Origin of the sequence: Mucilaginibacter agri (assembly GCF_009928685.1) — a bacterium.
Taxonomy (GTDB): Bacteria; Bacteroidota; Bacteroidia; order Sphingobacteriales; family Sphingobacteriaceae; genus Mucilaginibacter; species Mucilaginibacter agri.
Window position 1 is genome coordinate 79,005 of the sequence record NZ_WWEO01000041.1, and the last position, 26,618, is coordinate 105,622.

The 26,618-nt window shown below is 43.3% G+C and carries 23 protein-coding genes and 1 riboswitch; of the genes, 20 read left to right on the top strand and 3 right to left on the bottom strand.

Features of this window, described 5'->3' with window-relative positions; all coding sequences use genetic code 11:
• Nucleotides 1-48: 48 nt before the first annotated feature.
• From GSY63_RS07615 to GSY63_RS07655, 9 genes are all read left to right on the top strand, one after another.
• Nucleotides 49-813, top strand: a complete 765-nt coding sequence (locus GSY63_RS07615) for a phosphosulfolactate synthase (protein WP_166585203.1) — start codon at nucleotides 49-51, stop codon at nucleotides 811-813.
• A 178-nt stretch (nucleotides 814-991) separates the two neighbouring features.
• The gene (locus tag GSY63_RS07620) at nucleotides 992-1,792 is read left to right on the top strand and encodes a shikimate dehydrogenase family protein (protein ID WP_166585204.1); all 801 of its coding nucleotides are present in this window, start codon (nucleotides 992-994) and stop codon (nucleotides 1,790-1,792) included.
• Nucleotides 1,765-2,367, top strand: a complete 603-nt coding sequence (gene gldD / locus GSY63_RS07625) for a gliding motility lipoprotein GldD (protein ID WP_166585205.1) — start codon at nucleotides 1,765-1,767, stop codon at nucleotides 2,365-2,367. Before GSY63_RS07620 ends, gldD begins: the two co-directional genes overlap by 28 nt.
• 110 nt (nucleotides 2,368-2,477) lie before the next feature.
• Nucleotides 2,478-3,113, top strand: coding sequence for an MBL fold metallo-hydrolase (locus tag GSY63_RS07630; RefSeq protein ID WP_166585206.1), 636 nt, complete (start codon nucleotides 2,478-2,480; stop codon nucleotides 3,111-3,113).
• A 69-nt stretch (nucleotides 3,114-3,182) separates the two neighbouring features.
• Complete coding sequence (locus tag GSY63_RS07635; protein WP_166585207.1) at nucleotides 3,183-4,415, top strand: ABC transporter permease; 1,233 nt, start codon at nucleotides 3,183-3,185, stop codon at nucleotides 4,413-4,415.
• Between the two features lie 9 nt (nucleotides 4,416-4,424).
• Nucleotides 4,425-4,793, top strand: a complete 369-nt coding sequence (locus GSY63_RS07640) for a hypothetical protein (protein WP_166585208.1) — start codon at nucleotides 4,425-4,427, stop codon at nucleotides 4,791-4,793.
• A 111-nt stretch (nucleotides 4,794-4,904) separates the two neighbouring features.
• Nucleotides 4,905-5,282, top strand: coding sequence for a 30S ribosome-binding factor RbfA (gene rbfA / locus GSY63_RS07645; protein WP_166585209.1), 378 nt, complete (start codon nucleotides 4,905-4,907; stop codon nucleotides 5,280-5,282).
• Nucleotides 5,283-5,287: 5 nt separating this feature from the next.
• On the top strand, nucleotides 5,288-5,995 hold the full coding sequence (locus GSY63_RS07650; RefSeq protein ID WP_166585210.1) for a peptidoglycan DD-metalloendopeptidase family protein: 708 nt from the start codon (nucleotides 5,288-5,290) through the stop codon (nucleotides 5,993-5,995).
• Nucleotides 5,996-6,067: 72 nt separating this feature from the next.
• On the top strand, nucleotides 6,068-6,703 hold the full coding sequence (locus tag GSY63_RS07655) for an energy transducer TonB (RefSeq protein ID WP_166585211.1): 636 nt from the start codon (nucleotides 6,068-6,070) through the stop codon (nucleotides 6,701-6,703).
• 115 nt (nucleotides 6,704-6,818) lie between these two features.
• On the opposite strand, the gene GSY63_RS07660 is transcribed toward GSY63_RS07655, so the two are convergent.
• Both GSY63_RS07660 and GSY63_RS07665 read right to left on the bottom strand, forming a co-directional pair.
• A complete protein-coding gene (locus tag GSY63_RS07660) occupies nucleotides 6,819-7,388 on the bottom strand; it encodes a gluconate 2-dehydrogenase subunit 3 family protein (RefSeq protein ID WP_166585212.1) in 570 nt (189 codons plus the stop codon).
• Between the two features lie 12 nt (nucleotides 7,389-7,400).
• Nucleotides 7,401-9,116 (bottom strand): GMC oxidoreductase, encoded by a 1,716-nt coding sequence (locus GSY63_RS07665; protein ID WP_166585213.1) that lies wholly within the window; start codon nucleotides 9,114-9,116, stop codon nucleotides 7,401-7,403.
• A 430-nt stretch (nucleotides 9,117-9,546) separates the two neighbouring features.
• Between GSY63_RS07665 and GSY63_RS07670 the strand changes: the two genes are divergently transcribed.
• From GSY63_RS07670 to GSY63_RS07690, 5 genes are all read left to right on the top strand, one after another.
• Nucleotides 9,547-11,490, top strand: a complete 1,944-nt coding sequence (locus tag GSY63_RS07670) for a DUF3857 domain-containing protein (protein WP_166585214.1) — start codon at nucleotides 9,547-9,549, stop codon at nucleotides 11,488-11,490.
• Between the two features lie 37 nt (nucleotides 11,491-11,527).
• Nucleotides 11,528-13,510, top strand: coding sequence for a DUF3857 domain-containing protein (locus tag GSY63_RS07675; protein ID WP_166585215.1), 1,983 nt, complete (start codon nucleotides 11,528-11,530; stop codon nucleotides 13,508-13,510).
• Nucleotides 13,511-13,513: 3 nt separating this feature from the next.
• The gene (locus GSY63_RS07680; protein ID WP_166585216.1) at nucleotides 13,514-15,454 is read left to right on the top strand and encodes a DUF3857 domain-containing protein; all 1,941 of its coding nucleotides are present in this window, start codon (nucleotides 13,514-13,516) and stop codon (nucleotides 15,452-15,454) included.
• Between the two features lie 11 nt (nucleotides 15,455-15,465).
• Complete coding sequence (aat, locus tag GSY63_RS07685) at nucleotides 15,466-16,095, top strand: leucyl/phenylalanyl-tRNA--protein transferase (protein ID WP_166585217.1); 630 nt, start codon at nucleotides 15,466-15,468, stop codon at nucleotides 16,093-16,095.
• Nucleotides 16,096-16,306: 211 nt separating this feature from the next.
• Nucleotides 16,307-16,840: a hypothetical protein gene (locus GSY63_RS07690; RefSeq protein WP_208094488.1), complete on the top strand. Its 534-nt coding sequence runs from the start codon at nucleotides 16,307-16,309 to the stop codon at nucleotides 16,838-16,840.
• 60 nt (nucleotides 16,841-16,900) lie between these two features.
• Here GSY63_RS07690 and GSY63_RS07695 read toward each other — a convergent pair whose 3' ends face one another.
• On the bottom strand, nucleotides 16,901-18,481 hold the full coding sequence (locus GSY63_RS07695; RefSeq protein WP_166585218.1) for a S41 family peptidase: 1,581 nt from the start codon (nucleotides 18,479-18,481) through the stop codon (nucleotides 16,901-16,903).
• A gap of 106 nt (nucleotides 18,482-18,587) precedes the next feature.
• Between GSY63_RS07695 and murQ the strand changes: the two genes are divergently transcribed.
• The 6 genes from murQ to metF all read left to right on the top strand — a co-directional run bounded on the left by murQ (nucleotide 18,588) and on the right by metF (nucleotide 26,617).
• Nucleotides 18,588-19,400 carry an N-acetylmuramic acid 6-phosphate etherase gene (gene murQ, locus GSY63_RS07700; protein ID WP_166585219.1) on the top strand — a complete coding sequence of 271 codons (813 nt, stop codon included), beginning with the start codon at nucleotides 18,588-18,590 and terminating at the stop codon, nucleotides 19,398-19,400.
• A gap of 37 nt (nucleotides 19,401-19,437) precedes the next feature.
• Nucleotides 19,438-20,004, top strand: a complete 567-nt coding sequence (locus GSY63_RS07705) for a hypothetical protein (protein ID WP_166585220.1) — start codon at nucleotides 19,438-19,440, stop codon at nucleotides 20,002-20,004.
• Nucleotides 20,005-20,057: 53 nt separating this feature from the next.
• Nucleotides 20,058-20,792 carry a Bax inhibitor-1/YccA family protein gene (locus GSY63_RS07710; RefSeq protein WP_166585221.1) on the top strand — a complete coding sequence of 245 codons (735 nt, stop codon included), beginning with the start codon at nucleotides 20,058-20,060 and terminating at the stop codon, nucleotides 20,790-20,792.
• Between the two features lie 508 nt (nucleotides 20,793-21,300).
• Nucleotides 21,301-21,411, top strand: a riboswitch (SAM riboswitch).
• A 160-nt stretch (nucleotides 21,412-21,571) separates the two neighbouring features.
• Entirely contained in the window at nucleotides 21,572-25,246 is a 3,675-nt protein-coding gene (metH, locus tag GSY63_RS07715) for a methionine synthase (protein ID WP_166585222.1), read from the top strand.
• Between the two features lie 40 nt (nucleotides 25,247-25,286).
• Entirely contained in the window at nucleotides 25,287-25,640 is a 354-nt protein-coding gene (locus GSY63_RS07720) for a four helix bundle protein (protein WP_166585223.1), read from the top strand.
• A gap of 23 nt (nucleotides 25,641-25,663) precedes the next feature.
• The gene (metF, locus tag GSY63_RS07725; RefSeq protein WP_166585224.1) at nucleotides 25,664-26,617 is read left to right on the top strand and encodes a methylenetetrahydrofolate reductase [NAD(P)H]; all 954 of its coding nucleotides are present in this window, start codon (nucleotides 25,664-25,666) and stop codon (nucleotides 26,615-26,617) included.
• Nucleotide 26,618 lies beyond the last annotated feature (1 nt).

The window sequence follows — 26,618 nt, forward strand, 5'->3', positions numbered from 1 at the left end:
TTTGCGCCGATAGTACTTTTAGTTATAGCTTATAACCATAATTTAACAATGAATTACCATTTAGATAACTTACCCGAACGGACAGCGAAACCAAGGAGCAGCGGAATGACCATGATGATGGATAAAGGGCTTAGCTTACGCCAGGTTGAAGATTTTATTGAGGTAAGCGGTGCTTACACCGACATTGTTAAATTAGGATGGGCAACATCGTACGTTACGCCTAACCTTGATGCAAAACTGAAGCTTTATCGCGATGCCGGCATCCCTGTTTATTTTGGCGGTACCTTGTTCGAGGCGTTTTTGGTGCGTGGCCAATATGACGAGTATTGCCGCACGCTCGATCGTTACCAGATGGAGCATTGCGAAGTATCCGACGGTTCTATCACGATAGATCACGGTCTGAAATGTGAATACATTGCCAAACTGGCTAAAAACTTCACCGTAATTTCTGAGGTGGGTTCTAAAGACGTTACCAAAATCTTCGCACCATATAAATGGATCCAGTTAATGGAGGCCGAACTGGCAGCCGGCTCTTGGAAAGTAATTGCAGAAGCACGCGAAAGCGGAAATGTGGGCATCTACCGCGATTCGGGCGAAGTGCGCCAGGGTTTGGTTGATGAGATCCTTACCAAAATTCCGCAGGACACCATTATCTGGGAGGCTCCGCAAAAAGCGCAACAGGTTTGGTTTATCAAACTTTTAGGTGCTAACGTAAACCTGGGCAATATTGCTACTGCAGATGTGATTCCACTAGAAACTTTGCGCTTAGGTATCAGAAGCGATACGTTCGATCATTTTCTTAATCAACAGTAATTATTACTGATCTATAGCCGCTACACGAATTTTGCTTCAAGCAGAATTCGTGTAATTTAGCTTTCCTCACAATTGGCATAGTTCATGCCTTTAAACTCCTGTAATTCGTTCGTATTCGGGAGATTGGTATCAAACCTTTATATTTACCCGCTATACGACCAGGCTAAACGCTACTGATATGAAAACATACGGGATTATAGGCTACCCCCTTTCTCATTCGTTCTCGCAGCAATTTTTCACCGATAAATTTGCTCACGACAAAATTGATGGCGTTAGATACGACGTGCATCCATTACAATCTATAGACGATTTCGACGCACTTTTAGATAAGCATCCTAATCTGTGCGGCCTTAACGTAACCATACCGCACAAGGTTGATGTAATTAAATACATGGACTGGATGAGCGTTGAGGCAAAAGAGATAGGTGCAGTAAATTGTATCCGCATTTCGGCTGAAAGTCCGGTTACCGCGGCTCTTACCGGCGAAGTGGGTATCGAGGGAAAAAACTTTATGCTAGAAGGTTTTAATACGGATGCATATGGTTTCGAAACATCGCTAAAGCCATTGCTTAAACCGGCACATAACAAGGCATTAATATTAGGCGACGGTGGCGCCGCCAAAGCGGTAAAGTTTGTTTTACGGAAACTCGACATACCATTTATTACGGTGGTACGCAAGCCTACGCCCGGCTGCACCTTATACCAAGACCTTACAGCCGAAATTATAGAATCGCATAAATTAATTATTAATACCACACCACTGGGCACCAGCCCCGATGTGGACGTTTGTCCACCGATACCATACGAGTTCATCGGCCAGGAGCACTTATTATACGACCTTATTTACAACCCGCCAACCACCCTGTTCTTAAAAAAAGGAATAGATCAGGGTGCAGCCATAAAAAATGGCTACGAAATGTTAGTATTGCAGGCAGAAAAATCATGGGAAATATGGAATTCAAAAGCACTGCATCCGTAGGCATCAAACTATTATGTATTGCAGTGTTGTTTATAGCTGCCTGTGGCAACAACCACGACTATGCACCCAAGCCCCGAGGCTTTTACAGAATCGTATTCCCCAAGCACGAGTATCAGGAATACACCGGAGGATGCCCCATCAGCTTTGAATACCCCGTTTACGCCAAACTGGAGCCGGATATGGCGCGAGGCGCAAAACCCTGCTGGTTAAACATGCAGTTCCCGGGTTTTAAGGGCACTTTACATTTAAGCTATCAGCCGGTTACATCTAAAAAGATATTTAACGAATTGGTGGAAGATGCCCGCACGTTTGCTTTTAAACACACGGTTAAAGCTACATCTATTGATGAAGGCGTTATCCGCTTTCCCGACCGCAAGGTTTATGGCATCTATTACACCATCGATGGTAACGCGGCATCATCGGCACAGTTTTACTTAACCGATAGCACACAGCATTACCTGCGCGGCGCTCTTTACTTTAACTCAGAACCACGCCTGGATTCCATTCAACCTGTGCTGGATTTTGTAAAGAAGGATGTTGATGTAATGATCAAAAGCTTTAAGTGGAAAAAGTAAACTAATAAAAATTCTCATTGCGAGGTACGAAGCAACCTCGTAGCTGTGTATATCGAATAAGTACCGACGAGATTGCTTCGTACCTCGCAATGACACTATAATATAAGACCATGTCTACAGTAAAATCATTTACCAATAACCCATACCAGGAAAACACCTATCTACTCTACGACGAAACGGGTGAGTGTGTGATCATTGATCCGGGTATGGATACCGGTGCCGAGCAAAACGCGGTAGTTAACTTTATTAAGGATAATAACCTTAAGCCTGTTATGCTGCTTAACACCCATTGCCACATCGATCATATATTAGGTAATAAGTTCGTATTCGATCAGTACGGTTTAAAGCCACAATTTCATCAAGGTGAGCAATTTGTGATGGATGCCATGCCTGTATGGGCGCAGCAATCTGGGATCAGGTACGAGCTTTCGCCAAAGCCGGATACTTATTTGCCAGAAAGCGGAGAGATAAAATTCGGCAACACCACACTCGAGCTGATCTTTGCACCGGGACATTCGCCCGCGCACCTTTGTTTTTATGATAAAGCCGCCAACATAGTTATCGGAGGAGATGTGTTGTTCCGTAACAGTATCGGCCGTACCGATCTTCCTGGAGGCAATCATCAGCAGTTGATCAAAAACATCAAAGAAAAACTTTTTACCTTGCCCAACGATTGCACCGTATATCCAGGCCACGGCCCCGAAACAACAATAGGTTATGAGAAAGAAACTAATCCGTTCTTTTAGAGCCCCCCAGCCCCCTAAAGGGGGAGTAAAAGGCATAAGTTCCCCCTTTAGGGGGTTAGGGGGCTGCGCTTGAACACTTCTATCTACATAGCCAAGCGTTATCTTTTTTCTGTAAAAAAGATGCATGCCATTAATATCATTTCGGGTATCTCGATGCTTGGAGTGTTTATTGGCAGTGCCGCGCTTGTACTCATTTTGTCTGTGTTTAACGGGCTGGAGCATGTGATCTTGTCGCTCTATGATAACTTCACGCCCGAGCTTAAGATAGAACCTAAACTGGGTAAAACGTTTGATGCTAACAGCGCTGCTTTCAATAGCCTTCGTAAAGATCCAAAGCTATTTTCTTATACCCAGGTATTACAAGAGCGTGCCTTGCTTCGCTATAACGACCGACAGGTAATTGCCACAATGAAGGGCGTTAGCACCGATTTCTTAAAGAATCCGCGCTTAGATAGTACTATTATCAAAGGTTCATTTACCTTAAATGTATTCAATCAGCCTGCGGCCGTTTTGGGCGCAACCATACAAGGCAGTTTGGGTGTAAATGTGAACGATCCGCTTAGTCCGCTGCAGGTTTATTCGCCAAGCCGGAAGGCAGCTATAAACAGTATTAACCCTGCCGATGAGTTTACGGTGCGTTATGTATATCCTTCGGGCATATTTACCGTTCAGCAGGATTTTGACGACATGGTGATTGTGCCGATAGAGTTTATGCGCAATTTACTCGATCAACCTACACAGGTATCTGCCATCGAACTTAATTTTAAGCCGGGCACAGATATTAATAAGGCCGAAAACGACGTTAAAGACAGGATCGGTACAGATAAATACAGTATTAAAAACCGCTACGAGCAAAATACGTTACTGTATAAGCTGTTGCATTCCGAAAAATGGGCGGTATTTTTAATACTGAGCTTTGTTCTGGTAATTGCTATATTTAATATTATCGGCTCGCTAACCATGTTGGTTATTGATAAGAAAAAGGATATTGCTATATTAAACAGCCTGGGCGCAAAGCCTCTATTAATACAAGGCATATTTTTTTACGAGGGGATGATGATTTCTCTGGTGGGCTGCATAGGTGGCATGCTTACGGGCCTGGTTATTGGCCTGCTGCAGCAAAAATATGGCTTTATTGGCATGGGGAGCGGCCTCACGGTTGTAAGCGCTTACCCGGTTGAGTTTAAAATATCCGATTTTATATTGGTATTTTTAACTGTTGCGGGCATTGCGGTAATAGCATCGGGCATAAGCGCCCGGCTAAGTGTTAAAGGACTAAATGAATTTAAACAGGATTTATAAATTTGCCGAATGCAGTTAAGGCTGATCAAATATTTTACGCTTGCAGTTATTGTTTTCATTTGCTCGTGCGGTAACAAGCACAATAATGGCGACAATACAGTATACAAGGGCTTATATAGTTTTGGCCCCGATTCGAAATCATTTAAAGATTGCGACGATAATGGTCATGAGTTTTGGGTAACCGACGAGTCGGCCCAATTGGAATTGAAATATTCGCAAATGAATATCGAAAAACCTTACGTACCGGTTTATGTTGAAGTAGAAGGTGTAAAGGTAAAATCGGGCAAAGAAGGCCTGGGCGCCGAATTAGACAGCACCCTCATTGTAAAGAAGCTAATTAAGATTACTAAAGAAATACCACAGGACATGTGTAATTAAGGGTGAAAGCAAGTAAAGGTGTAAGGATGAAAGACAAAATGCTTTCATCTTTTAACTTTTTAACTTTTAACTTCTTAAATAACCTTATCCTCCCCTAACCATTATAAACACATGGAATCAAAACGCCAACAAAAATTTGCCGGAGTAATACAAGAAGATCTGGCCGCTATATTTCAGCGCGAGGGCATGAACTATCTACCCAATACGCTGGTTACCATTACCAAAGTACGCGTTACACCCGACCTGGCCATTGCACGTGTGTTTCTGAGCTTTTTTAACAACGCCAATACGCAACAATCTCTGGCAACTATTAAACAGCACGCCTCAGAGATCCGCTACAAATTGGGTGCCCGCATTAAGGACCAGGCCCGAATTGTACCCCAATTAGAATTCTTTGTTGATGATACCAGCGAATACGTTGAACGTATGGACAAAATATTCGACAAAATTAGCAAAGAAGATCGCCAGCCGGATACAGACAGCGAATAATTACGATGGACAAGGCTCTGCAACTCCGCAGCTATATTAGTGAGCATCCCAATGCTTTAAGCAAGGTGGTGGAGTATAATGCGGCCACCGACCATTTTTTTCAGCTGGATTTTACGGCCGCCAACAAGCAATTGAACCTCGACGACGTTACCGATACCGAAAAATTCGGCAAGTGGGTTAATGCACAGTTATTGCAGCATAACGCTCGTTTTGGCATTGGCGGTTATATGGAAAACCGCACCATTTACAGACGCAGTGCCTTGTTCGACAATTACGATGAACCCCGCACTTTACATTTAGGTGTCGACATCTGGGGTCCGTCAGGCACTTCGGTTTTTGCGCCGTTGGCTGGAAAGATCCACAGTTTTCAGGACAATAATCATTTCGGTGATTATGGCCCTACCATCATCCTGCAACACGATCTGGATGGCTTAACCTTATATTCGCTGTACGGACATTTAAGCCGCACGAGCTTAACAGCGCTTCAAGTTGGCGACAACATCCAATCGGGCCAAAAGATAGGCTCGCTTGGACATGCCGACGAAAACGGCAGCTGGCCGCCTCACCTGCATTTTCAACTGATGTTTGACATTGGAGATATGCGCGGCGATTACCCCGGTGTTGGCAAATTCTCCCAAAAAGAAAGCCTCGAGGTCAACATCCCCGACCCGGATATTATTTTACAGATACCGCCAACAACTATCATCCGATAAAATCGTTGTATATTTATTATACAATTGATCATCATGCGGTTGCGGGTATTATTATCACTTCTATTTTGTGCATTGCTATCAGTAAAAAGTTATGCGCAGCCCAGCTTTAAAGGTGGAACAGAAGCGTTTAACCAATTCCTGACAAACAATATCGTTTATCCCGAATACTCCCGGCAGAACTGTATACCCGCCACCATTAAAGTAAGTTTTAAAATTGATTCGGCAGGTAACGTAAACAATGCTACTGTGGTAGATGGTCCGGGTATAGATTTGGATGATGAGGCCATACGTGTGGTTAAATTGACATCGGGTAAATGGACTTTACCTCTTGGTTATAACCCAACTACTTCTGTCATTATCCCTATACGTTTTGTTCCGGATAATACCCGCTGCATTAACGTAACCGAAGCAAGTATTACACTGGCCATCAACAATTATAAAGCCCAGCAGGAACTGCAAAACGCGGTTACTAATTACTACAAAAACAAGCAAGCAGGTAAGGCCGACCCTGCCAAAGAGGGCCAGATATTGGTGCTTAAAAAGCAGCTTGGCTATGACGACGACTTTATTAGTGATATGCTGGAGCAAGCCGGCCAGAAATTAAAGCAAGGCGATCAATCTGGTGCGTGCGAAGATTGGAACTTTATCCGAAACATTGGCAGCAGCCGTGCCGATTCTTTTATTTTTAAATATTGCGGAGGGAATTAAAAGCAAGAATGATCGATCCTTTATGTCATTGCGAGGTACGAAGCAATCTCGTCGTACGTTATCGATGATATATTACAAGATTATTTCGTACCTCGCAAAGACACATTTTACAATGCTACCTCGTAGCCCAGGCTCTGTCGCCTTTTTTATAAGGCACATCGCCCTCATATTTCCCCGGGATGGCTACATAGCGTAATGCTTCGGTACAGCCAATCTTCGAAGTAAAGTAACCCAATAGAGTTAACTCCTTCACCATTTTAAAATAATGGTTGGGTGCTGTCTTCTCTTTTGTTTTATTATATTCCTTTTGCTCGTTATCGAGTTGGTTTAACACTTTGGTACGTTGCGGCACATCGCAGGCCATAAAATCTTTGCCAAATTGTTTTTGAGCTTCTTTGTTGATCTTTTCTTTGGCGGTTAAAAATATCTTCTGATCGTCTGGCGAATAACAGTCCTGCACCATTACCGCCATAAAGCCACCAACGTTGGCGGCCTTAGCGCCGGGAGTATTGGTGTCGGGGATAATGGTATTGCCTACTTCGTTAAAAAAATTGGCATCGTCCGTTGCAAACAAGTCTTCAACTTTATCTTCTTTGGTTTTACATCCGCTTAAAAAAAGGTCGGCACCAATAACAGTACCGCCCATTAATAAGGCTACACGGGTAATTGCATCTCTTCTGTTCATGGTTTCTGTTGATTAAATGTTACCTTTTTTAAGTTCACTAACCGCAAAATCGGCTGCGCGTGCAGTTAGCGCCATATAAGTTAACGATGGGTTTTGGCAGGCAGACGATGTCATGGCGGCGCCATCGGTTACAAAAACATTTTTGGCATCCCAAACCTGGTTATGCGCGTTAAGTACCGAAGTCTTAGGGTCACGGCCCATACGCGCGGTGCCCATCTCGTGGATGCCGTCGCCTATGTTATGGCCGTTGTTCCAGGTGCGCACGTCTTTAATACCTGCACTTTCCAACATGGCTTTGGCCTCGGCTATAATGTCAACCCGCATCTTTTGCTCATTATCTTTAATCTCGGCATCCATAGCCAAAACAGGAAGTCCCCATTTATCTTTACGATTTTTATCCAGGCTGATCTTATTTTCATGATAAGGCAATAACTCGCCGAAACCGGTCATCCCGAAACTCCATTGGCCTGGTTCTATTAAAGCCTCTTTATAGCCAGCACCAAACTCCATTTCGGCAACATCGCGACTCCATCCATCACGGTTAGCGCTTCCCTGGTAACCGAAGCCCCGCAAATAATCTCGCTTGTCGCCAAAAAGGTTGGTAAAGCGGGGTATGTAGATTCCGTTAGCCCGGCGACCGTAAACGTACTTGTCTTCAAAACCCTCTGCCACGCCTGCGGCGCCAAGATTATAATGATGATCCATCACATTATGCCCCAATTCGCCGCTACTGCTACCCAAGCCGCCTTCCCATACATCAGTTGCCGAATTCATTAACACCCAGGCACTATTTAAAGCCGAAGCATTTACAAAAACGATCTTAGCATGGTATTCATAGGTTTGGTTCGTTTCTGCATCCAATACCTCAACGCCGGTGGCTTTTTGCGTATTCTTATCGTACAATATTTTGGTAACAATAGAGAACGGCCTCACCGTTAAATTACCTGTAGCTACAGCCGCCGGCAAGGTAGACGATTGTGTACTGAAATACCCGCCAAACGGACATCCCTCCCAGCAGCGGTTTCTAAATTGACATGCCGTACGACCGGGTATTGCTTGCGTTAAATTAGCTGTGCGACCAATGATCATGTGGCGGTTGCCTTTATATTTTTCCTGAATGCGGCGGGCTACATCTTTCTCCACCACGTTCATTTGCATGGGTGGGAGATAATGGCCGTCCGGTAGCTGCGGTAAGCCTTCCCTCGAACCACTAATTCCGGCAAATTTCTCTACATAATCATACCATGGTGCCAGGTCGGCGTAGCGAATAGGCCAGTCTATCGCCCAGCCATCTTTGGCGTTTGCCTCAAAATCCAGGTCACTCCAACGGTAACTCTGCCGTCCCCATAATTGCGAGCGGCCGCCCAGTTGGTAAGAGCGCCACCAATTAAAAGGTTTTATTTCGGTATAAGGGGCGTCAACGTCGTTAGCCCATTTATCAATAATTTGCTCGGCAGCGCCCCAGCCCCGTGCAATGATTGGATGTTGTTTTCTCTGCTCCTGCGTTATACTGCCCCTGTGCTCAAACTCCCAGGGATCTTTGGTAGCAGTTTTATAATCTTTAAGGTGCTCGTAATTTCGGCCACGCTCCAGCATAATAGTTTTTAAGCCTTTTTCGGTAAGCTCTTTGGCAGCCCATCCGCCGCTTATACCCGAGCCTATTACAATGGCATCGTAAGTGTTGCCCGCTTTGGCCTTACCGTTAACATTTACAGTATCTTTTATCATAAAAAATGAAGGTTGTTGGGTTAATCACCAATTGGTAAAAGAAATGTAGGATTAAAAATACCGTCATCCAAACATTTATTGTAATATTCTGCTATCGATTGCATATTTGTTAGCACTTCACCATTATACGCACAGATTTATACATTTTTAAGCCCATTTCAGCCGCGTCACATTTGGCTGAGGAAAACCCTAAAAGTTAACAACAGGAAGTTTCTGGTATTCTCATCGCCAAAAATTTCCCTGGTTGAAATTTTAATCACCTACAATTAATTCATTTTCTGTCAAAAAAATTTTTGATCAAAATCTGCAAACGAGTCAGTAACACATTTCCTGTGTGCGTACAGCAACCTTACTAGACTACATAAAGCCCATTTTTTGCAAAAGCAATTATTTAGCTACATTCGTACGCCCAAACCCTATCAATTGGACTATGAGATTATTTGCCCCCCTAATTGCACTTGGTTGCACCATGCTCCAACTGCCCGTATTTGCACAAACCCCAAACACACCTTTACCTTTCGGAAAAGTAGAAATTGCAGATCTGGAACTTCAAAAATGTGATTTTGAGCCCGACGCCAACGCCATGGTTTTGTTTGAGAAAGGAAACCTGTATTTTGACAGCCATCTTAACATTGTATTAGAATACCACAAACGAGTTAAAATCTTCAACGAGCATGGTAAAGACCAGGCCAATGTTAAAATTGATTTCAACGGGGGTAACAGATACGAAAACATTAATGAAATTCAGGCCGAAACCATTAACCTTAATGGCGGCAAGCCGGAGATCACCAAAGTTGATAAGAAACAAGTTTTTTTACAGGCAATAGATAAAGTACAAAGCCAATACACTTTTTCGTTCCCAAATGTAAAACCAGGGTCGATAATTGAGTATAAATATACGCGTACCATATACTCATTTGTTGGTATGCCCGAGTGGTATTTCCAATCGTATATACCGGTAAGGTATAGCGAACTGGATACGAATATACCGAGCATTTTCACATTTAACACCCATGTGCATACTTCGTTGCCATGGGCGAAGTATAAGACTAAGACGGTTTTATATAATGATCTTGTCGAAGAAAGGGCATTGGAGAACGTGCCCTCACTGCGTAAAGAGCCCTACATGACATCCGAAGCAGATAATCTGCAAAGCATCCATTTTCAACTAATAGCCGTGGCTCCATCGGTTAATAATACAAATACGTATGACGATACCTGGACCAAAGTGGGCAAGACTTTTGCTAATTATGAAGACTTCGGCGGGCAGTTGAACCGATATCTAACCAACGAAGAAACTATTATAAATAAGGCCAAAACATTTAAGTCTCTGGACGAAAAAGTAAACTACATTTTCAATGAAGTAAAAAACAACCTTAAATGGAATAATGTAGACCGATGGTATACCAACGATGGTACGCGTGCTGCCTGGGATAAAAAGTCGGGCAACTCGGCCGAAGTTAATTTGATACTTTACCATTTGCTTAAGAAGGTTGGCATTGATGTATATCCTATGGTAGCCAGCACACGCGAGCATGGCAAGGTTAACCCCGCATTTCCGTTTATTTATCAGTTTAACCGCGCGGTTGTTTACCTACCTGTTGACAGCGCTAAGCACTACGTATTAGACGCCACAAACAAGTACAATTTATTTAACGAAATACCAGAAGAGTTGCTCAACTCTTATGGCTTATGTATTGACAAGCAAAAGGCAGATTATAATCTTGTTTATTTAGAAAAGCTTAACCCCTCTGTAACCTCGGTTTACGTTAATGCCCAAATTAAAGCAGACGGGCAAATGACCGGTGTTGCCAGTGTTAACAATTACAGTTACAGTCGCATTAATGCCTTACAGGCTTATAAGGCCGACGGTGAAAAAAAATATATAGAGGAGCTTGCCCAACATGATAATAATTTGAAGATATCTTCTTTAAAATTAGAAAACCTTGGCATAGACTCTCTTCCGCTTACACAAAACATAAACTTTAACCTCGATTTGGCTGGCTCAGATGAGCACTACATATATTTCAGCCCTAACATTTTCACATCGTTACATAACAATCCCCTGCTAAGTGAAAGCAGAAGTACGATAATAGATTTTGGGCACCTCGATAAATTGAGCCTTGCGGGTCAGTACAAAATTCCGGCAGGCTATAAAGTGAGCGCTTTCCCTAAAAGCGGCAGCCTGGAAATGCCCGACAAAAGCATTTCTTTAAGACGTGTTATTGCCGAAGAAGATGGTATCATAAACGTTCGCTACGTTATAGCTCACACTAAAACCTATTACATTAAAGAAGATTATCCACAATTACACGAGTTCTATAAAACCATGTACCAATACCTAAACGAGCAGATCGTTTTAGAAAAAATCTAACAATTAATTCAACCTCTCAACCTCACTAATTAAACCCATGAAACTGTTTACCCCCCTTCTGGCAATTGGCTGCGCTGTGCTCCAATTGTCGGCAACCGCTCAGGTTGTCAAACCAACTCAACCTTACGGAAAAATTGACAAAGCCGATCTGGAGCTGAAAACCTGTTCTTTTGAACCCGACGCCAATGCCATGGTACTCTTCGAAAAAGGAGACCTTTATTTCGATCAGGATTTTAATATCGTTCTGGAATATCACAAACGTGTTAAAATATTTAACGAAAATGGCAAAGACCAGGCAAACGTTAAAATTGATTATTACGGTGGTAATCATTACGAAAACGTTACCAATATACAGGCAGAAACCATTAATCTCGAAGGCGATAAAGTAGAGATAACCAAGGTAGATAAAAAGCAAATATTTAATCAAATTATCGATAAGGCTGAGAATCAATACACGTTTTCATTTCCGAATGTAAAGGCGGGCTCGGTAATCGAATATAAATATGTCCGTACCGTTACAGGTTCGTATAACGGCATACCCGATTGGTTTTTCCAGGCGCATATACCTGTAAAGTATAGCGAGTTGGATACTGCCATCCCCGATATCTTTACCTTTAAAACACAGATACATACGGTGCAACCCTGGGTTAAAGATAAACCCTCAAGCTCAAGCGGTACCCTAGGCACCGGGACAAATGCGTTAACATTCACTGTTGTAAAGAACGAGCGGGCTCTTGAAAATATCCCGTCTTTACCTGATGAACCTTATATGACCTCAGATAATGATAACCTGCAAAGCATTTATTTCCAATTGGTGAATATTACCGCGCCGGCAGGTGGTTTTATTAAAAACTACGCTGATACATGGCCGAAAGTAGGCGAGGCACTTGCTGATAATGACGATTTTGGCGGACAGCTAAAAAGAAAGCTTACTAACGAAGAACCGATTATCGCCAAAGCCAAAACTTTAAAAACTCAGGATGAAAAAATAAGCTACATTTTTAACGAAGTAAAAAATACCTTAAAGTGGAACAATGTAGACCGTTGGTACACTAATGAAGGAACGCGATCTGCCTGGGATAAAAAATCGGGTAACTCTACCGAGATCAACATCATTCTTTATCACTTGCTTAAACAAGCCGGTGTTGATGTTTACCCGATGGTAGTGAGCACAAGGGCGCATGGCAAAGTTAACCCGGCATTTCCGTTTACCTATCAATTTAACCGCACTGTTGCCTACGTACCCATTGATAGCACCACACATTATGTATTGGATGCTACCAGTAAATACAATGTTTATAATGAAACCCCAGATAATTTGCTTAACTCCTTTGGCTTTTGCATTAACAAAGAAAAAGCGGCTTATGACCTTGTCTTTTTAGAAAAAGCAAAACCATCGTATCGCTCGGTTTATATTCAAGCCGAAATTACGCCCGATGGCCAGATGAGCGGCACGGCAAGTATTAATAGCTCTAGTTATAGCCGCATCAAGGCAGTACGGGATTATAAGACCGATGGGGAGAAAAAATACATGGAATCGCTTACCGACCACGATAATAATTTAAAGATCTCCTCTTTAAAAATGGATGGACTCGAAATCGATTCAATCCCGTTGACGCAGAATATTGACTTTAAGCTCGACCTTACCGGCTCTGACGGTACTTATATTTATTTTGCGCCGAACATTTTTACATCCCTGCACACCAATCCTTTCTTAAGTGAGAACCGACATTCTGATATAGATTTTGGCTATCGTAATAATTGTTCGGTAACCGGGATGTACAAAATACCCGCCGGTTATAAAGCTGATGCGTTGCCTAAAAGTGTAAGCATGGTTATGCCGGATAAAAGTATAAGCATCAAACGCATTATTGTTGAACAAGACGGGATGATTAGGGTAAGCTATCAATTAGCCTATGCCAAAACCGTATTTTTTAAAGAAGATTATGACCAACTGCACGAATTCTACAAGAAAATGCAGGAGTTATTGAACGAACAAATCGTACTGAAAAAGTCTTAAACTATGTTTATTAAAACACCATATCGCACTGTGCTTTTTAGCACAGTGCTGCTGTTTTTGTGCGGCACCCTGTTTGCTCAGCCAAAGGACATTGATAAAAACTTATACAAAGCATCTACTATACCCGATTCGCTAAAGGAAAATGCCAATGCTGTTCTAAGGTATTCATCCGACGAAATTGTGGTTAAGTCATCGGGTAAAGCTACATACAGCCGCTACCATCTAATAACCGTTTTAAACGACAAGGCTGACGATGAAGCTCTTTTAGTTTTACCGTACGAAAGAAAATATAATTCTGTAGAATCTATCGAAATGAACATTTACGACGCCAACGGCAAGCTTATCAAAAAGTACCGCAAAGGCGATATGTACGATAGATCGGCCGTTAGCGATATGACCATCGTTACAGATGACAGGTATTTGGCCATAAAACATAATATTGCCAGTTATCCAGCAACAATTGAGGTGAATTATGAATATGACATGAGCAGTTTTATAAACCTGCCATCGTGGGATATACAGGATTCGGAGACCGCTGTACAAACCGCTTATTGCAAAGTATCTGTTAACCCTGCATTAGGGTTTAGATATAGCGCTAAAAATGTAAACCTGCCGGTAGATAAAAAAGCTGAAGGTGAGTTAGAGACCTACTCTTGGCAGGCAAAAAACATTAAAGCCGAAAAGCCAGAAGACGATGTACCCGGCTGGCGTACACACAAGGCAATTAGCTTTGCTACTAATCAATTTAACTTTTTTGGCCGCCAGGGCGATATAAGTACATGGCTAAATTTTGGCAAATGGATACAAGGATTGAATAATGATGTTTGCACGCTGCCCGAGGCACGGGCTGAAGAAATCAGAAAAATGACAGCCGACCTTAAAACAGATAAGGAAAAGGCGAAGTTTTTATATAAATACATGCAGCAGAATACCCGGTATGTAAGCATACAGCTCGGCATAGGAGGGCTTAAACCCTTCCCGGCATCATTTGTAGATCAAAAAAAATACGGCGATTGTAAGGCGCTCAGCAATTATATGTATGCATTGTTAAAAGCTGTTAATATCCCTTCGTACTATGCTATTATTAACGCAGGCGTGAATAAAGAATCCGCTGATGAAAAATTTCCATACGACCCTTTTAATCACGTGATCCTGTGCATACCATTTAAGAGCGACACTACCTGGCTGGAGTGCACAAGCACCACCCAACCATTTGGACAATTAGGAACCTTTACAGAAAACCGTAAAGCCCTGTTAATTACTGAAGATGGCGGCAAGTTGGTAAATACACCGCGCAGCACCATGCAAAACAATATTTTTAACAGCGATGTGCATTTAACACTAAACGCCGACGGAGGCGCCAAGGCGAACATTAAAATTTTAAGCACCGGCGAATATCGTGACACTTATGTAAACATGGCATCTGCCAAAACAGATCAGCAAAAAGAATTCCTGATCAAGCAGCTACACATGAAACAGCCGTCTACGCTCGATTTTAAAATAAGTGATAACAAGGAGGATGTTAAAGAAGTAGACATAGAGCTGGGGTTCGACCGTTTTTGCGATGTATCTGCCGGCGACAAACAATTCTACCGTCCGCGCGCCTTCGACCTTTGGAGCTACACTATTCCGATTGTTGATAAGCGCCGGGCAGATTTCTATTTCGAACACCCCATGCAAAAAATCTGCACAACTACGATTGATCTACCGGCAGGATTTGAAATAGAATCGTTGCCAACCAACGTGAGCCTCAAGTTTACCTATGGCTCATATGATGTAAATTATAAATACATCGCCGATAAAAATCAGGTGTTAAGCACAACTACCTTTGCTTTAACCAACCAGCAGATACCGGCAGCAAAATACAACGAATTACAGCAGTATCTTGATAATATTGCCAAAGCACAAAATAAAAAATTAGTGATCCGCCATAAGGCTTCCTAAATTTGCGCCTGATGATTTTCAGGCTCGACGAACGTTTAGTATTTCCGGATCCGGAATTGGCAGAAGACGACGGGCTTCTGGCTGTAGAGGGCGACCTCTCGCCAGAACGCCTTTTGCTTGCCTATCATAATGGCATTTTCCCCTGGTATAGCGATGATACCCCTATCCTTTGGTACTCGCCTCACGAGCGATTCGTACTATTTCCAGGCGAATTGAAGATCTCCAAAAGCATGCGCCAGGTTTTAAACTCCGGGCGCTTTACTGTTACTACAGATCTGGATTTCGAGAGCGTGATCAGGGCCTGTGCCGCAGCCCCACGCGAAGGACAGGACGGAACCTGGATAACCTATGAAATGCAGGAGGCCTACATCAATCTCCACCGCCTAGGCCACGCACACTCTTACGAAGTATGGGAAAATAATATCCTGGTAGGCGGGCTTTACGGCGTTGCAGTTGGCCAGGTTTTTTGTGGCGAAAGTATGTTTAGCAAGGTGAGCAATGCTTCTAAAACTGCTCTTATAAGCCTTTGCACCAGTGGCCTATACAATCTAATTGATTGCCAAGTGCATACTGATCACCTAACCTCTATGGGAGCACGTGACATCAGTAGAAAGGAATATATACAAATGTTAAAAAGCTGATTTACAAAGCCATATCAACATCAATTAACACGGCATTTCTTTCAAAAAACCACTTTCGTAATCAAGTAGTTACAACACCTTCGTGTTAATTGTTAAACTATATCTGAATTTGATTGTCATACATCCAAATTTATATAAAGATGGACCTGCCCGCAGCCCCAATAAATAAACGCCGGCACAACATCGAAACTTTAACTAACAGACTACTCAAATGAAAAAGATTATTTTTTTTGCAGTGATGCTCATTAGCTCACTCAGCTTTAAATTAGCAGATGCGCAGGTAAGTATTAGCCTTGGTTTAAACATTGGCAGCCAGCCAGCATGGGGCCCGACAGGGTATGATCATGCCGAGTACTACTACATGCCGGATATCGACACTTATTACGATGTGCCTAACCACCAATACATTTATTTATCTGGCAGCAGGTGGACACGCTCTAGTGCTTTGCCGCCACGTTACAGCAACTATAACGTATACAATGGTTACAAAGCGGTAATTAACGAGCCAAGCCCGTGGTTACATTCGGCTACTTATCGTACCAAATATGCGCAGTACAAAGGCCATCGCGGCCAGCCGGTAATTCGCGACAGCCACGATCAGCGCTACCAAAATCATTGGAATGGTAATAACGGCCACGCCTATGGTCACGATAAACATGATAATGGTCATGACAATCATAATAACAATGGCCATAATAACCATGGTCACGATGATCATCATGACAATGGACATGGTCATCACTAATCGTAACATTATGATTTAATAAAAAAGGCTTCCCGAATGGGGAAGCCTTTTTTATTTGATTTAGTTAATAGCAGCTAGTGCCTTTCTGATACCGTTGTCGTCAAGGTTCATCACCTCAAAATAAGCATTATCGCCCCATTTAAACCGTGCTGCAAATGCCTTGATATATTGCTTAAGATGTGGTCGTGCCTGGCGTATTTCAGTCGAATCCATTTCTTTAATGGTTTGCGAGGCATAAAGCAGAAAATCGTCCAGTTGGCCGTCAGTCACATTAAATTGCTTGATGAAACTTTGCTGTGTTGGATATTTGGACAGCGAAGGTTGCAAGTGATCTATCACATAGGCAGTAAAAATCTGGGCATGGGCTAATTCACCTATCAATTTAATATTAGCAGTGGTATCTTCGGGTACAAAAATATCGGGCATAATGCCACCACCACCATATACCTTACGGCCGGCCTGGGTATAATAAGCGTGGGTTTTAAAAGTGCTGTCAACCATGTTCTTATTTGCCGAAGTAAGCTCGCCTTTTTGCTGGCGGTTGTTTATTTCGTTACGGTAATCTTCAACACCATTTTTATAAGATTTTTGGATTGATCTTCCCGAAGGTGTATAGTACCTCGCAACCGTAAGGTTCAAGGCTGATCCATCGTCGAAAGAAAACTGCTGTTGCACCAGTCCTTTGCCATATGAACGGCGGCCAACTATCACGGCCCGGTCCAGATCTTGTAAAGCCCCGGCCACAATTTCGCTGGCCGATGCGGAGTACTCATCTATCAGCACCGCAACTTTACCCTCCTGAAATAATCCCGAGTTACTCGAATAGTAATTCACCCTCGACTCGTGCGCCCCCTGGGTGTAAACAATCAGCTTATCTTTGATCAAGAACTCATCAGCGAGCGCAGTAGCCGCATCCAGGTATCCGCCGCGATTGCCGCGCAGATCTACGATTAATTTCTTCACTCCTCGTTTTTGCAGATCGGTAAGTGACGCCCGAAAATCGCTGTCGGTAGTAGTGGCAAATTTGCTTAGCTTAATATAACCCGCAAGCGGAGTGAGCTGGTAAGCAGCATCGAGGCTACTTAACGGCACGTGGCCCCGGGCAAGCATATACCTGTTAACTTTTTTACTTTCGAGATGCATAACGCTCATCTCTACTTTATTGCCAACCGTGCCCCTTATTAAATGATTGATGCTGTCGGTACCCAATTTAAGTCCCGACGCTTTTTTATAATTAACAGTAATCACCCGGTCGCCATTAATAATGCCTGCTTTGGCGGCGGGGCTACCAGGATAAACCTGGGTAATAAACATGGTATCTCGCAGTAAAACATACTCAATACCAATTCCGTTGAAGCGGCCCTCCAGGCGCTCATGAACAGATTGCGCCAGTTGCTTGGGCAGGTATACCGAATGCGGGTCGAGCTCCTCCAGTACCTTTGATATCGCTTTTACCTCTATGGTATCAGCATTAACAGTATCAACATAATGCTGCTTAATATATCGTAAGGCACTATCTATCTTGTATTTACCGGCCACCCGCCGCGCTACGTAGCCCTGCCCGTTAATCAGCATGCCTATTGTAATACCGGCAAGGAGTATAATTACCGTTCTGAATATTACTGAGGCTGCGTGTTTCATTTTACTGCTACAAATTTAACTGTTGCAGACAAAAACAGAATTAATAATTAATTGATAATTCATCTGTTTGAAATTTTGCGGAAATTTGCGGAATATTAGCACTTAAATGGAAAACACCACAGAACAGGATTCTTATTATCAAAATCTCGACAAAATGCCTATTGCAGAGCTATTGCAACACATTAACGAGCAGGACCGTACCGTACCCGATGCTGTAGCTAAAGCAATACCCCAATTAGAAAAACTGGTTGACATTGTTGTTGACCGCATGAGCAATGGCGGCCGTTTGTTTTACATAGGCGCTGGCACCAGCGGCCGTTTAGGTGTTGTAGATGCTTCTGAATGCCCACCTACCTACGGAATTCCGTTTGATTGGGTGGTTGGTATTATTGCAGGTGGCGATAGCGCCATACGCAAAGCAGTTGAATTTGCTGAAGATGATGAACAGCAAGCCTGGATAGACCTGGAGGAGTACGAAATTAGTGATAAGGATGTGGTTGTAGGTATTGCCGCTTCGGGCCGCACACCGTATGTTATTGGTGGGTTAAAAGCCGCCAACGAGCATGGCCTGGCTACAGGTTGTATTGTATGTAATGCCGATAGCCCGGTTGCAGCCGTGTCACAATTCCCGGTTGAAGTAGTAACCGGTCCGGAGTTTGTAACAGGCTCAACCCGTATGAAAGCCGGCACCGCGCAAAAGCTTGCCCTTAACATGCTGAGCACCACCGTGATGATACGCCTGGGCCGTGTAAAGGGTAATAAAATGGTAGATATGCAGTTAACTAATAACAAATTGGTTGACCGCGGCACACGCATGGTGATGAAAGAAACCGGGCTTGACGAGACTACCGCTGCCGACATATTAAAGCAATTCGGTAGCGTGCGTAACGCAGTTAACGAATATTTAAAAACGAAATAAAACGCCTTTTGCTTACAGCGGAAGGTTTGGAGGGTATATGCACGAGATAGAACCATATTACCGCTGGAGGGATGATTACGTTGCAGCAGAAGATGAGCTTTCGCCGTTTTATGCTACGGTGTATAACGAGTTTGAGTTTGATAAGCAGGTATATAACTATTTGTTGCATCCACAGTGGGATTCGTTTGGCTCCAACACGCTCTATTTAAAGGTATTGTATGCCGACTATGATCGCAACTATAGTATTATAGAACTGATAGGTGAATGGAACGATGCCATCAATAACGATGTGATGCTAATGAAGCGTGAGCTACTGGAGTTAATGATAGACAATGGCATTAACAAGTTTGTACTCATTGGCGAAAACGTTTTGAACTTCCATTCGTCCGACGATTGTTACTATGAGGAGTGGTTTCAGGATGTGGAAGACGGGTGGATTGCCGGCATTAACTTCCGCGAACATGTGATAGAAGAGTTTAAACGTAACAACATCGACTATTACATTAACTTTGGCGGCGAACTGGACGATTTTAACTGGCGGGCATTAAAGCCGCTGCAGGTTTTTAAGAAAATAGAAGAGCAATTAACGCGCAGGCTCACTTAATGCGTTCTTCATAAATTTGTATTAACTTAGATCATTAAATTTTTAAAATAACAATGGAAAATAACCGTAATTACACCTACGACGATACCGTTATCCAATTGGACGACGAGGTTGCTTCATCGCGCAGGTTTATAGCTAACGTATTTTTGTGGATGTTCCTGGCATTAGGTATTTCTGCATTGTGCGCGTATCTGTTTGCAAGCAACTTAAGCTTACTAACACTTTTAATAGACCCAGTTACCGGCCATAACACTGGCTTGGGTACTATCACCATGTTTGCACCGTTTGCTTTTGTACTCGCCATGTCATTTGGCTTAAACCGGTTGTCTTACCCGGTATTAGCAATTTTATTTGTAGCTTTTGCATCAATCTTAGGTATCAGCTTAAGTTTTATCTTATTGGTTTATAGCGCATCTTCTGTTGCTGGGGTATTTATTACCGCGTCGGCAGTGTTTGGCATTATGGCAGTAGCTGGTTACACCACGCATCAGGATTTAACCAAATTTGGTTCGTTAATGATCATGGGCTTAATCGGTATGGTGATCGCCTCTTTAGTAAACATGTTCTTACACATCGAAGGTTTAAGCATGATTTTAAGCTACGTTGGTGTTGCAGTATTTACAGGTTTAACCGCTTACGACGTACAGAAACTAAAACGCATTGGCGCTGGTATCGAGTATGGCGATGCATCTGGCAAAAAGATGGCTATTATGGGTGCATTAACTTTGTACCTTGATTTTCTGAACCTGTTCCTTTCTTTATTAAGAATTTTCGGCAGAAAACGCTAATCTTGGCCCAAGGATATAACAAAAAGAGCCGCTCTTATCAGAGCGGCTCTTTTTATTTCCGGATGGTGCGTGGTGCAAAGCACCACATGCACCACTGTGTTCCAACTTAAAAGTCATTTTTCGGCGCAAAAAGCGCTTATATTGCTGGCATACAACTAATTGCATCAATGACTTAAAAGTCATTAACATTGACCTGTGCACCACTTTCCTTACTTAAAAGTATTTTTGATGACAGTATTTTGGCAGCTGCCTTATCTTAGAATCATTAAAAAATAGATATCACCAGAGGTATAATACTTATAATTAGCCTTTGCGGCGTAGAGACGCCCTAACCCCTCTCAAGAGTGGAATTAAAGAAAAGCCCTTTAAGCATCTGCACGCCCGCGCATATGCTCATGTGCCTATCCACTCATCCTCATATCTCCAAATCTGCACATCTGCTTATCCTCCACATCCGCACATTAACGAAACCACTTGCATATTACCAGTTTATTGTGCAATTTTGCATCGCTTATAGAGAAAGATGGAGGGATTAGACCCTGCGAAATCTTAGCAACCTGTGCCAACAAGGTGCTGCATTCTACTCAAACACTTCAAACACGTTTGGGAAAGATAAGCGAAAGTCAGATGGTGGTAAAACCGACTTTTTCGAATAAGCTTTATAGGGGTATCAAGTAGCGAGTATCATGTATCAAGATATTTTGATGCGATGATAAGCTATCTGTTAGTTACGTATTAAGTGTGTACTTGATACTTGATACCTGCTACTTGATACTAACATGGACATCAGAGAAGAATTAAAGAAAAGAATATTAGTTATCGACGGCGCAATGGGTACCATGATACAGCGGTACCAATTAACCGAAGAAGACTTTCGTGGCGAGCGTTTTAAAAATCACCCGTCAGATTTGAAGGGTAATAACGACCTGCTTAACCTAACGCGTCCGGATGTGATTAAGGCAATTCATGCCGAATATTTGGCTGCGGGTGCCGATATTATTGAAACCAATACCTTCAGCACTCAGCGCATTTCGCTGGCCGATTACCACATGGAAGAGCTCGATTATGAGATGAGCTACGAAGGTGCGCGCATTGCACGCGAAGTGGTAGATGAGTGGAATATTAAAACGCCCGAAAAACGCCGCTACGTTGCCGGTGCTGTTGGCCCAACCAACCGTACTGCTTCCCTATCGCCCGATGTAAATGACCCGGGCTATCGCGCCGTTACTTTTGATGACCTTAGTGACGCCTACTACGCACAGGTACGCGGACTGGTTGATGGTGGCAGCGATGTGATATTAATAGAAACTATTTTTGATACGCTGAACGCCAAAGCAGCTTTATTTGCCGTGCAGCGTTATGCCGAAGAAACTGGCAAGCACCTCCCGATCATGATATCGGGCACTATTACAGATGCATCTGGCCGTACCCTTTCGGGGCAAACGGTTGAGGCTTTCTGGAACTCTATCCGCCATGCCAACTTGCTATCGGTAGGTTTAAACTGTGCTTTGGGTGCTAAAGAAATGCGCCCGCATATCGAAGAACTTTCAGAAAAAGCCGATGTATTTATTTCGGCCTACCCTAACGCCGGTTTGCCAAATGAGTTTGGCGGGTACGACGAGATGCCGCACGAAACTGCGCATCTGGTTGACGACTTTATGAAGGCCGGTTTTGTAAATATTGTTGGCGGCTGCTGTGGCACCACACCAGATCACATTAAATGCATTGCAGACCGTGCCGAAAAATATTCGCCACGCCCAATTCCCGAGCGCGATCCTTTTATGAGGCTAAGCGGCTTGGAAGCCGTTACCGTAACGCCCGAAACTAATTTTGTGAACGTAGGCGAGCGTACCAACATTACCGGTTCGCCAAAATTCTCTAAACTGATACTGGCCGAAAACTACGAGGAAGCCTTAACCGTTGCCCGCCAGCAGGTAGAAGGTGGCGCACAGGTTATCGATATCAACATGGACGAAGGGATGATCAACTCGGAAGAGGTTATGGTAAAATTCCTTAACCTGGTTGCGTCAGAGCCTGATATTGCCAAGTTGCCCATCATGGTCGATTCATCGAAATGGACGGTTATCGAAGCCGGGCTAAAGTGTTTGCAAGGCAAAGGCATTGTTAACTCTATTTCGCTTAAAGAGGGCGAAGAAAAGTTTAAAGAATACGCCCGTAAAATACTAAGCTATGGAGCCGCTACTGTAGTAATGGCTTTCGACGAGCAAGGCCAGGCCGACTCGTACGAACGCCGTATCGAGATCTGTAAACGATCATACGATATACTGGTTAATGAGATGGGTTTCCCACCACAGGATATCATCTTCGACCCAAACATCCTTACCGTTGCTACTGGTTTAGAAGAGCATAATAATTACGCCGTTGACTTTATAAACGCCACCCGCTGGATCAAAGAAAACCTGCCGATGGCTAAAGTGAGCGGTGGGGTAAGTAATATTTCCTTCTCTTTCCGCGGTAATAATGTGGTACGCGAGGCTATGCACTCGGCATTTTTATATCACGCTATTAAAGCGGGTATGGATATGGGTATTGTTAACGCGGGTATGCTGGAGGTTTACGAGCAAATCCCAGCCGACTTGTTAATAAAGGTAGAGGACGTATTATTAAACCGCCATCCTGAAGCTACCGAACGCCTGGTAGAGTATGCCGATACTATTAAAAGTAAAGGCAAGGAGATTGTGCGCGACGAGGCCTGGCGCAATGCCCCGGTGCAGGAGCGTTTGTCGCACGCGTTGGTAAAAGGTATTATCGAATACCTGGATGCCGACGTAGAAGAGGCCCGCCAGCAATATGCCCGCCCGTTAGAGGTGATTGAAGGTCCGCTGATGGACGGTATGAACATCGTAGGCGACTTATTTGGTTCGGGTAAAATGTTTCTGCCGCAGGTGGTAAAGTCAGCCCGGGTTATGAAAAAGGCCGTGGCGTATTTACTGCCATTTATTGAAGAAGAAAAGTTAAAAAATGCAGATGCATCATCGCGCAGTAATGCAGGTAAAATTTTACTGGCAACTGTTAAGGGCGATGTACACGATATCGGCAAAAATATAGTAGGCGTGGTATTGGCCTGTAACAACTTCGAGGTAATAGACCTTGGCGTAATGGTACCTGCCCAAAAAATATTAGACGAGGCTAAAAAGCAAAACGTTGATATAATTGGCCTTAGCGGTTTAATTACCCCATCACTTGATGAGATGGTACACTTTGCCAAAGAAATGGAACGCGAAGGGTTAAATCTTCCGCTGATTGTTGGCGGGGCAACTACCTCACGTATCCATGCTGCTGTTAAAATTGCGCCAAACTATTCGGGCCCTGCTATACACGTTCTGGATGCTTCGCGAAGTGTTACGGTTTGCAGTAACCTGATGAGTGCCGAGAATAAGACCCCATACGTAGAGTCGATCAAAGCCGAATATGAAAAAGCCCGCGAAGCACACTTAAACAAGCGTAACGACAAACGTTTTGTTACAATTGAAGAAGCCCGCAAACAGCACTGCGAGATAAACCTTAACGGAATGATGCCGCCTAAACCAACATTTACCGGCACAAAAGTATTCGAGGCTTACCCGCTCGAAGAACTGGTACCCTATATAGACTGGACACCATTCTTCCATACATGGGAGCTGCGCGGCAGTTACCCGAAAATCTTTAACGATCCGTATGTAGGTGTAGAAGCTAAAAAGCTTTACGATGACGCGCAGGTGTTGTTAGAAAGAATTATTAAAGAAAAACTATTACAGGCAAACGGCGTAATTGGCTTTTGGCCTGCTAACAGCGTGGGCGACGATATTGAACTATATACCGACGAAACCCGCACCCAGTTGCTAAGTAAGATTCATACCCTGCGTCAGCAATCGGAAAAAGTTAAGGGCGAACCATATTATGCCCTTTCAGACTTTATTGCACCGAAAGACAGCGGTGTTCCGGATTACTTCGGTGGCTTTGCCGTTACAACCGGTATTGGTTGCGACGAGTTGGTTGCCAAATTTGAGGCCGACTATGACGATTACAACAGCATTTTAGCCAAAGCCCTTGCCGATCGCCTCGCCGAAGCATTTGCAGAGAAAATGCACGAGCTGGTGCGCCGCCAACATTGGGGTTATGCTAAAGACGAGCAATTGGATAATGTGCAATTGATCAAAGAAGAGTATCAAGGCATCCGTCCGGCACCGGGTTATCCTGCTTGTCCGGATCATACTGAGAAAACAACCTTATTTGATTTGCTTAAAGCCGAAGATAACGCGCACATGTACCTGACCGAAAGCCTGGCCATGATGCCTGCTGCATCCGTAAGCGGCTTTTATTTTGCCCATCCGCAAGCCCGTTACTTCGGATTGGGAAAAATTAGTAGAGACCAGGTTGAAGATTACGCCAAACGCAAAAACATGAGTCTTGAGACCGTGGAACGATGGCTGAGCCCGAATATAAATTATTAAGATTGTATCAAGTAGCAAGTATCAGGTATCAAGACAAAAAATGCATAATTTTAAAGAGTTGAAAGTTTGGAAAGCCGGCATCGATTTGTCCAAAGCTGTATTTGAAATTACAAAAGATTTTCCCTCGTCTGAAAGATTTGGTTTGATATCGCAAATGACACGTGCTGTAGTTTCGATACCGTCAAACATAGCTGAAGGTTGCGGCCGAAAATCCAACAAAGAACTTTACCAGTTTTTAAGCATCGCAACAGGTTCATCATTTGAACTTGAAACACATGTTATACTTGCTAAAGAATTTAACTATATAACTGAAGAAAAATTACAACAGTTAAGTATTCAAATAATTGAGATTCAAAAAATGCTATTCGGACTTCAAAAAAGTCTTGCTACTTGATACTTGCTACCCGATACTAAAAAATGAAAATCACCGAACATATTGCCAACGCAAAGGGCAAAACACTTTTTTCTTTCGAATTATTACCGCCTGTTAAGGGCTCGAGCATACAGGGCATATTTAACTCTATTGATCCGTTAATGGAGTTTAAACCTCCGTTTATCGACGTAACTTCATCGCGCGAGGATCATGTTTATAAAGAGCAGCCTAATGGCCTGTTAGAAAAGGTTACTTACCGTAAGCGACCTGGTACAGTGGCTGTTTGTGCGGCCATTATGCATAAGTATAAGGTTGATACCGTTCCGCATTTGATTTGTGGTGGCTTTACAAAGGAAGAGACGGAATACGCGCTGATCGACTTACAATTTTTGGGTATCGATAACGTATTGGTTTTACGCGGCGATGCCCGTAAAGGCGACTCTGGTTTTGTGCCTACTCCTGGCGGACACTGCTATGCTACAGACTTGTTAGAGCAGGTTACCAATATGAACAACGGTGTTTATCTGCACGATCAAAACACGGCCTTTAAAACCGATTTTTGCATTGGTGTTGCAGCGTATCCCGAAAAACATTTCGAGGCACCCAATCTTAAAACCGACTTCCGTTACCTGAAACAAAAGGTAGATGGCGGTGCCGGTTTTATTGTAACCCAGATGTTTTATGATAATAACAAGTACAAACAATTTGTAACGCAGTGCCGCGAAAACGATATAAACATTCCGATTATACCCGGCTTAAAACCGCTTACCACGGCCAAGCAGCTTATTAACCTGCCAAAGATATTCCACATCGATATCCCTGAAGATCTGAGCGATGCGGTGCAGGCCTGTAAAAATGATTCGGAAGTAAAAGAAGTTGGTATTGAGTGGATGATAAACCAGTGTAAAGAGCTGGTTGAATTCGGCGCACCGGTACTCCACTTTTATACAATGGGCAATCCAGAGCCCACTAAACGCATAGCAAGGGAGATCTTTTAAA